The organism is Rhodococcus sp. 06-462-5 (assembly GCF_002258315.1).
Taxonomy (GTDB): domain Bacteria; phylum Actinomycetota; class Actinomycetes; order Mycobacteriales; family Mycobacteriaceae; genus Rhodococcoides.
On sequence record NZ_NOYD01000006.1, the window covers coordinates 1 to 8,722 of the forward strand.

At 66.1% G+C, this 8,722-nt stretch carries 5 protein-coding genes and 3 pseudogenes; 4 read left to right on the plus strand and 4 right to left on the minus strand.

Translation table 11 applies throughout. From position 1 onward, the window contains the following. Nucleotides 1-1,133 (minus strand): alpha/beta-hydrolase N-terminal domain-containing protein (locus tag CH251_RS04015; RefSeq protein WP_256978795.1); only part of this gene is annotated, 1,133 nt, incomplete at its 3' end. Nucleotides 1,134-1,195: 62 nt separating this feature from the next. Between CH251_RS04015 and CH251_RS04020 the strand changes: the two genes are divergently transcribed. The 3 genes from CH251_RS04020 to CH251_RS04030 all read left to right on the plus strand — a co-directional run bounded on the left by CH251_RS04020 (nucleotide 1,196) and on the right by CH251_RS04030 (nucleotide 3,827). Then, nucleotides 1,196-1,975 carry a PIG-L family deacetylase gene (locus CH251_RS04020; protein ID WP_094611957.1) on the plus strand — a complete coding sequence of 260 codons (780 nt, stop codon included), beginning with the start codon at nucleotides 1,196-1,198 and terminating at the stop codon, nucleotides 1,973-1,975. A gap of 68 nt (nucleotides 1,976-2,043) precedes the next feature. Continuing rightward, a complete protein-coding gene (locus CH251_RS04025) occupies nucleotides 2,044-2,997 on the plus strand; it encodes an ATP-binding cassette domain-containing protein (RefSeq protein ID WP_094611958.1) in 954 nt (317 codons plus the stop codon). Continuing rightward, complete coding sequence (locus tag CH251_RS04030) at nucleotides 2,994-3,827, plus strand: ABC transporter permease (protein WP_094611959.1); 834 nt, start codon at nucleotides 2,994-2,996, stop codon at nucleotides 3,825-3,827. The genes CH251_RS04025 and CH251_RS04030 overlap by 4 nt, the downstream gene beginning before the upstream one ends. Here CH251_RS04030 and CH251_RS04035 read toward each other — a convergent pair. Further along, nucleotides 3,824-7,096: a BTAD domain-containing putative transcriptional regulator gene (locus CH251_RS04035; RefSeq protein WP_256978796.1), complete on the minus strand. Its 3,273-nt coding sequence runs from the start codon at nucleotides 7,094-7,096 to the stop codon at nucleotides 3,824-3,826. The genes CH251_RS04030 and CH251_RS04035 overlap by 4 nt on opposite strands. A 132-nt stretch (nucleotides 7,097-7,228) precedes the next feature. On the opposite strand from CH251_RS04035, the pseudogene CH251_RS27770 reads away from it, so the two are divergent. After that, nucleotides 7,229-8,041: pseudogene (locus CH251_RS27770) on the plus strand (Hsp70 family protein); the annotation flags it as partial. 200 nt (nucleotides 8,042-8,241) lie between these two features. On the opposite strand, the pseudogene CH251_RS27775 reads toward CH251_RS27770, so the two are convergent. Both CH251_RS27775 and CH251_RS28120 read right to left on the minus strand, forming a co-directional pair. Further along, nucleotides 8,242-8,406 (minus strand): annotated as a pseudogene (locus tag CH251_RS27775) (1,4-dihydroxy-2-naphthoate polyprenyltransferase); the annotation flags it as partial. 47 nt (nucleotides 8,407-8,453) lie between these two features. Then, a pseudogene (locus tag CH251_RS28120) lies at nucleotides 8,454-8,722 on the minus strand (hypothetical protein); the annotation flags it as partial.

Below are 8,722 nucleotides of genomic sequence, written 5' to 3' on the forward strand. Positions count from 1 at the left end.
AGCACCAGCTTCGGTCGCGAGTCCTCGGGGAGTTTGCTCCACACCTCGTACACCGCCTCGAAGAGGGCTCGTCCGGCGTCCTGCGGAGTCTGCCGGTCGGCCAGAAATGCCATCGGGCTCGGCAGAAACGAGTACTGCATCGAGGCGATCGCCGAATTGCCGTCGTAGAGGTATTCCAAAGGGCGAGCCACGTTTTCGTTCACCCATCCGCGCCCGGTCGTTGTCGCGACGCCCAGTACGGCGCGGGAGAATGCGCCGGTGCGTTCGAGTTCTGCCACCACTCGCTCGGCGACGCCTTCGACGGTGTCCGCGGACTCCACGCCCGCATAGACACGGATCGGTTGCACCGCAGGCCTTCCGGTGAACTCACTGATCTCGTCCGGCGATACCCCGGACACGACGAAGCGTCGACCCTCCTGCCCCAGGGATTCCCACTCCTCGTTCGAGGCGTCCGAACCCGAGAGTTCGGCCGCCGTGGGCTTCTCGACGCCCTCGTGGTTGCCGCGGTCTGCAGTCGAGGCCGAACTCTCCGCAACCGCCACGATGCCGCGAACGAGCGCGCCGTTGACGGCGAACACCACCAGCAGGGCCACGACGATCACGCTGGCGATCCTTGCGACCGGCTTCGGCACGTACTGCTTGCCCCACCGCGTCAACGCATGGGATGCCCGCCGCAGCAGACGACCCAACGCCAGCACAGCCACGGCCACCACCAGGGAGACCACCAGCACCGCGATGTACAGCGGCCTCCCTGGGTCCTCCACACCGACGAGCTTGCGGACGATCTGCTGCCACCACGATCCCAGGATCAGGAACAGTGGAATCGCCACCGCCGCAGCAACGGCCAACGCCCACCACCCGCGTCGACGCCACTGCTCGGACCAGTCCGGCGACACCCCGCAGAGCCGAACCACCCACGCGATCAGGCAGCCGACGCCGTATCCGATCGCGACGCTGATACCGGTGGCCACCGCCTGTAGGTACCAGACACGGGGTAACAGGGACGGCGTCATCGACAGCGCGAAGAACACCACGGCGAACAACAGGCCCACGGGATGGAGCGCTCGGCAGTACCGATCCGCTCGCGAGTCCTGCCAGAAGGAACCGATCCGGGCCAACCGCCGTGTGGTCACGTCCTGATCGTATTTCTCGGCCGACTGGGCTGCACCCGCTTCGACGTGCAAGCATTCAGGACATGAGTGTCCTGGTTTGCTTCCATGCACATCCCGACGACGAGGTGTTCGGAACCGGCGGGGTGATGCGCCTCGCCGCCGACGCCGGCCATCGCGTCGTCCTGGTCACCGCCACCGACGGTGCCCTCGGCGAATACCCCGACGGCATCCTCGCCGAAGGCGAGACGTTGGCCGAGCGCAGGCGCATCGAGCTGGATCGTTCGGCGGCCGCTCTCGGTGTCGCCCGCATCGTGCGGCTGCACTATGCCGATTCCGGTATGGCCGGCACTGCAGAGAACGCGAACCCGGACGCATTCTGCAACGTCGACGTCGACTCTGCGGCACAGCGATTGGCCGAGGTACTGCTCGAGGAGCAGGCCGACGTCGTCACCATCTACGACCCGAACGGTGGCTACGGTCACCCGGACCACATCCAGGTTCACGTCGTCGGCAAGCGCGCCACCGAGATCGCCGAGACTCGCTTCGTGTACGAGACCACCACCAACCGCGATCACATGCGGAGCCTGATGGAGGCCAATCCGCACTGGGGTGAAGAAGCGTCACCGCCGGACATGGAAACCTTCGGCCTGCCGGAGACCGAGATCACGACGGTGGTCGACGTGTCGAGCGTGATGGACGCCAAACGGGCAGCGATGGAAGCCCACGAAACACAGATCGGCGACTTCGGACCGTTTCTGCAGATGTCTCCGGAGGACCTCGCCACCACGTTCGGCACCGAATGGTTCAGGAAGCTACGCGGCACCGGGGGCGTCGGCCTCACGGAGACCTCGCTCCCGCTCTGACCTGGGCGGACAGCGGACGCAAGCGCGACGTACGCGTCGTGCAAGCGCCCGGGGTCATCGTTGGCCCCATGACCACACCAGCAATCGAGGCCCTGAACCTCGTCAAGACATTCGGTAAGCAACGTGCCGTCGACGGCGTCAGCCTGACCGTTCCCACCGGGGCGGTCTACGGCGTCCTCGGTCCCAACGGCGCGGGCAAGACCACGACGGTCCGCATGCTCGCCACCCTCCTACGACCCGACGGCGGCTCGGCTCGCGTCTTCGGCCACGATGTCGTCGCCGACGCCACCGCCGTCCGGTCACTCGTGGGCGTCACCGGCCAGTACGCGTCGGTCGACGAGGACCTCACCGCAACCGAGAATCTCGTCGTCTTCTCCCGCCTACTCGGGCTCGGTCGCCGCGAGAGCAAGGCCAAAGCCGTCGACCTCCTCGAGGAATTCGGGTTGACCGAGGCGGCGTCCAGACCGTTGAAGATGTTCTCCGGCGGCATGCGTCGACGCCTCGATCTGGCCGCGAGCCTGATCTCGGCGCCACCGTTGCTGTTCCTCGACGAGCCCACCACCGGCCTCGATCCCCGCACCCGAGCACAGATGTGGGACACCATCCGACGCCTCGTCGCCGAGGGCTCGACCGTCCTTCTCACCACCCAGTACCTCGACGAGGCCGACCAATTGTGCGATCGAATCGCGGTCATCGACCACGGCCGCGTCATCGCCGACGACACCGCGGACGGGCTCAAGTCCTCGGTGGGTACATCTACTCTCGCACTGACTCTCACCGACCGTCATCGGATCGACGACGCCCGAGCGTTGGTTGCCGAGCAGCTGGGTGTCGAGGTGGCCGTCAGCCCCGAGGCCGCCCGACTCACCGCACCGATGACCGACACGTCGATGACCCCCGACATCTTGATTCGCCTGCGCGACTTTGGAATCGACGTCAACGAAATTACCGTCACCAAACCCAGCCTGGACGAGGTCTTCCTGACCCTCACCGGCAAGAGCGCAGCAGAGGACGCAGCATGACCACCACACTCACCCGGCAGTCCTCGACATACATCGACCCCGCCGACCGACCCGTCGTGCGCCACATCGGCCTGGCCCGCACCGCCGCGCAGTCCGTCACCATGGGATATCGGGGTCTGCTCAAGCTCCGACACAACCCCGAACAACTCACCGATGTGGTCTTCCTACCGATCATCTTCACGCTGATGTTCAGCTACATCTTCGGCGGCGCGGTTTCAGGCGACGTCACCTCGTACCTGCCGTTGATCGTGCCGGGAATCCTGGTGCAAACGGTGATCACCGGTTCCGTCGTCACCGGTACCCAGTTGCGAGAAGACATGGACAAGGGCGTCTTCGACCGCTTCCGATCGCTGCCGATCGCCCGAATCTCCCCGCTCGCAGGCGCATTGATGGCCGACGTCGTCCGCTACCTGATCGCCGCGGTCGTCTGCTTCGCCACCGGCTTCGCGATGGGCTACCACCCGGCGGGCGGAGCACTCGGTCTCGCCGGAGCCGTGCTGCTGGTGATGTTCTGCGCCTGGGCGATCAGCTGGATCTTCGCGCTCCTGGGCACCCTGATGAACAAAGCCTCGTCGGTTCAGGGCATCTCGATGCTGGTGCTGTTCCCACTGACCTTCTTGTCCAATGCCTTCGTCGACACCAGCACCATGCCGAGCTGGTTGCGCGCCTTCGCCGACGTCAACCCCGTCTCACACCTGGTGACGGCCGTTCGTGAGCTGGCGAACAACGGGCACTTCGGAATTCACGTCGTGTACTCGCTCGTCGGCGGTGCCGTCATCGTCGCGATCTTCGCCCCACTGACCGTCCGAATGTACATGCGCAAGGCCTAGACGATCGAAAGCAACCGCAGAATCTCTTGTAGCGCAGCACTTCTGGTGAAATCAGCGGCCCGAGCGAGCCCGGCATCGATCTCACGGTCACCGGCGATCGCTCGGGCCGCACTCACATGTCGATCGATCCGCATCGACGGAAAGTCCTGCCGACCCACCGCCCTGCTCGACACCGCCAGCAACTGCACCCCCAACGCCCGGTCTCCGCGGTGAATCTCGAACGAACCCACCGCACACGCAACTGCGCCGAGCATCGGAATGTCGTAGAAACCGCCCGGCACCAACACATTCCACGGCTTGCGCGTCAACGCCGCCACCGCATCGGCCAAGTCCTCGGCGCGACCGTGCAGAACGTGCGCACCGACAGCCGCACACACCAGAATCGTCATGAACGGATCGGTCGGATCGTCGGACGGCCACCCACCCAACTCCAACGCAGCACGAAGACCCTCGAGACCCTGCTCGACGGCACCGTCCTCGAGATCCGCAGCAGCCCGCGCCGCCGTCAACGACGCGGAATTCGACCGCTGCTGAGCGTGATCCCAGCGAGCACCGACGTCGTTGCCCGAGGGTGGATCGAGGGTGAACTCCTGCCCCTGCGCCGCGGCTTCCAACTCGTCGATCAGTCCGCGTCCCTCGTCCACACGACCGGCTCCGATCAATGCCATCGCCAGAAAAGTACGCGTCTGCATGCTCTCCTCGAACGCGTGCAGCTCCCACATGACGTCGGCCGAGGTTCGGTAGTACTCGACGGCCCGGGAGTGATCACCCGACAGCCCGTACGAGCTGGCCAGCGTCTGCGACGTCGAGCCGACGGCCCACAGATCGCCTCGACGGCGCGCGATGGCGAGCGCCTGCTCCGCGTCTCGGATCGACTCGTAAAGGCGGCCCGAGTTCTGCGCCAGCATCGAGCGAACGACGTACGCGTTGCAGCGAACATCGTCGTGCTCGGATCGAACGGCACGGGCCAGCTTTCGGGCCAACCCTCGACCCCCGGCGTGGTGGACCACGACCTCCGAGTCGAAGCGCAACCCCGGCGACATCCCGGCTCGACTGCGCAGCAGGTGCCGGAGATCGATGCGAATGCGAGCCACCTGACGAAGATTCCCGCCATAGGCGAAGTGGGCTGCCAGCACCAGCAGGGCCATCACAGCGTTGTCGTCGGGCGTGCCGCCCATCCCGCCACGCATGCTGCTCAACACCCTGTCCGACCAATTGAGCACCTCCGAATGCGCCCCACGCATGGCCCAGAAGTAGCCCAGTACCGAGAACAAGGTGCACACGTGGTCCGAAAACTGTTGTGCAAAAGAATGTCTCATCACCGACAACAAGTTGTCGTGTTCGGCCTCCATCAGTGCGACCATCTCGGCCGGACGCCCACCGGAATAGCCTGCGGACACCCGAACCGCGACGGACGTCGACCACTCACGCAGCCGAGCTGCAACGCTTTCGGCCTCGCCGCTGGCGTCGAGTTGCTCCTCGCCGTACTCGCGCACCGTCTCGAGCATGTGGTAGCGAATTCCGGTCGACGATTCGACCACGCTGAGCATGGACTGATTCACCAGACCGTCGAGCGCAGCCGAAACATCCTCCACTGCAGCCCATTGCGCCACCTGCCGCGCCGCGTCGAGATCGAAACCCGCTGGGAACCGGCACAGTCGACGCAAAGCCGCCTGCTCGGAGGCGTCGAGCAGATTCCAACTCCAGTCGATGACGGCGTGCAACGTCCGATGCCGCTCCGGCCTGGTTCGATCCGCCGAGTTCAGAAGCGTGAAGCGACGATCGAGCCTTGCGTCGATCTCCTCCACGCTCATCGACTTGACCCGCGCCGCAGCCAGTTCGATCGCCAGCGGCAATCCGTCCAACGTACGGCACAGGCGGGCCACTGCGTCGGGTTCGAGGCGCGCCGACGGACGGACCGCCCGCGCCCTGATGCAGAACAGTTCCGTCGCAGGCGAATTCGAGCCGACGACGCCCAATGACGGCAACGGGAAGACCGACTCGGCCGTGATCCCCATCGGGGAACGCGACGTCGCCAGCACTGTCACCGCGTCGGTTGACGTCACCAGAGCGTCTACCACCACCGCGACCTCGTCGATCACGTGCTCGCAATTGTCGAGAATCAGCAATCCCCGCCGTGACGAGAAGACATCGACCAGTCGTTCCCGAATCGAATGGACCCGAGTGACCGGAAGTCCGCCGACCTTGATGTCGGCCTCGGTGAGCCCCAGGGTCGCTCCGATCGCCGACGCAACGTCCTCCTCGCTCCGCAGCGATGCCAGTTCGACGAACGCCACCGATATGTGGGCGCCCGCGCGGCGACCGAGTTCGTGTGCGATCCGCGTCTTACCCGCGCCGCCTGGACCGAGGACAGTGGTGACGCGAGAACTGCCGAGCAGTGCCTCGATCGCATCGACGTCGTCGCCTCGCCCGATCAATGCGTTCGGTGCGGCGCGCAGACCGATGGTCTGCAGCATCTTCGGCGCGGTGTGTCCCAGAATCTCGGTGTTCAACGCGGTCACGGCAGGCGAGGGGTCCGTTCCCAGACGTTCGGCGAGTTCGGTTCGCAACGCCGCGAACAGCGTGAGGGCATCGTTGGATCTGCCTGCCCCGTGCAGTGCACGCATCAGATCGGCGGTGGCGAGTTCGTCGGTGGGGTCCGCCGAAACTCTCGCTCGCGCGAGCGGGATGGCGTCGTCGAAACGGCGCAGTCCGAGCAACGCCGAGATCTGTACGGACCTCAGCGCGACCTCGAGCAGTTCGGCCTGCGCCCGGACCGATTCCGCGGCCTCTCCTCGCCACAGGCTCAGGGCGTCGAGCACACTTTCGAGGGCGTCCTGCCACTGCGAAGTTGCGAGCCGACCCTCCGCCGCGCGAGTGAGGACACGCGCGCGGCCGAGGTCGGTGTCGTCGGAGTCGAGTGCCAACCGATAGCCACCGCGGTCGCTCTCGAGAACGCCCGCGGGCAACACCGACCGCAGCCTGGACACCTGCGTCTGCAGAGCGTTCTTCGGCGAACGGGGAGGCTCCCCGGGCCACACCTCGTCGATGAGCGCCTGCGCCGACCGCATCCGCCCCGGTGCCAGCGCCAAGGCCACCAATAGGGCCTGCGCCCGCGCACCCGGGACCGGAACGAGATCGCTGCCGATTCGAGTCGCGACGACGCCGAGGATCCCCACCACCGGGAGGTCGGTCGTGAGGTCCTTCGTCCGAGGATGAGCGATATCGATGGGCACTGCCACCAGATCGTAGGCCGATGAAGCGACCACATCGACCTGACGTTCGGATTGTTTCGAGCCTCTAACCAAACCGCGAGACGGTACAGTGTTCACGTCGCCTGTCATGAGGGCGAGTTCCTCGTACCTGAACACCGTCACCGAAATGGAGAGGCCGGAGAAGCGATGCGTTCGTCAGTGGGTGTGTCCCTCGGCACGTGCGGCATTCGCACGGCGCGGACCACCGAAGACGGCACATGGACCGACGGCACCCCGTTCGACGACTGGCAGCTCTCCCCCACGGCCGCGGACGTCGCGCGCGTCGTCCGCGGGATCGTCGACAGTCCGGACGCGCCCCAATCACTCGGCGTCGCCTACCGAACCCCCGTCGAACGCACCGGAATCGCCGACGCGCTGGCCGAGGAGTACGTCTCCGACGTCCACCTCATCGACAGGACCGGCGCGGCCATGGAGTACCTGCGCCCGGGCCTCCCCTCCCACCACCGAACGATCGCGTTGTTCGACGCGGGCGAGACCGGAGTCGACGTCGACATCGTGGACGTCGAAACCGGCCGCTCCTACGGTTCCGCGCGGACCACCGCCATGAGCGGTGCCTCCTTCGACGCAGTGGTCCGTGACCACATACTCGGACTCGGCATAGTGCGTCCGCCCCAATCTCCCGACGAAGACAGTGCACTGACGGCCTTCTGCCGTGGAATCAAGGAAGCGCTGTCCTCGCACCTGACCACCAGCACACCCGATGGCGAGCACATACTCCTCGAACGGCACATCTTCGAGTTGTCCATTGCACGCTCCACCGAACAGGCCGCCGAGACGGTGCGCCGACTCGGACTCGAGGCCGAGTTCTATCCCGACGCCGTCATCGCCATCGGCGGCACGTCCAACGTTCCGTTGGTCCGAGCCACCCTCGAACGCTTCCTGCAGCTGCCGGTCATCGTCCCGGACAGGCCCGAACTGGTCATCGCCGGTGGCGCCGCGGTACACGCCACCCACGTCGACGCGACCCACGTACCGCCCCTCGTCTCGCACCGTCCGGCCCTGACGCGACTCGGCATGATCGCGCTGCCGATCGCGGGCGTCATCGCCGCTATCGGACTGTTCACCGCACTCGGATCCAGCGACGAGAGTCAACCGCTGAGCACCCCCGCCAGCGTCGGTGAATCGGTGCCGCAAACCACGACGCCCACGATCAGAGCCAGCGAGACGATCAACGCCAACAGCGCCTTCCACCACACTCCTCCGTCCAGCGACACGGCCGCACCGGTGCCGACGAGGACGGGGGCGATCGCATTCGGGAGTGTGCGCGGTCGCGCGCCTTCGATCCATTGCGCAGTGGTGGCCATGAGCGACGATCTTTCCGTATCTGTCCGACGGGTGAGAACGCGGCCGGTCAGAACGGTAGGCGCGGCAATACCGGCAGCGGGATGACGGGCATCTGGACACCAGGAATCTGGGGCAGGGGCACCGTGGGTGCAGGCGGAGGTGCCGGCGGGTAGTAGTGCGGCTGCTGGTACTGCACGTAGGGCGCGGAATCGGCGGCAGCGGGTGGAGGCGCGGTGGTGGTCGGCTCCAAGGCCGCGTCCGCCGGGGCCGTCAAGAAGGCGGCCATCGGCTGCTTCGCAATCGGCGCAGTGGCCGGACTGGTCCTGGCTGCGACCA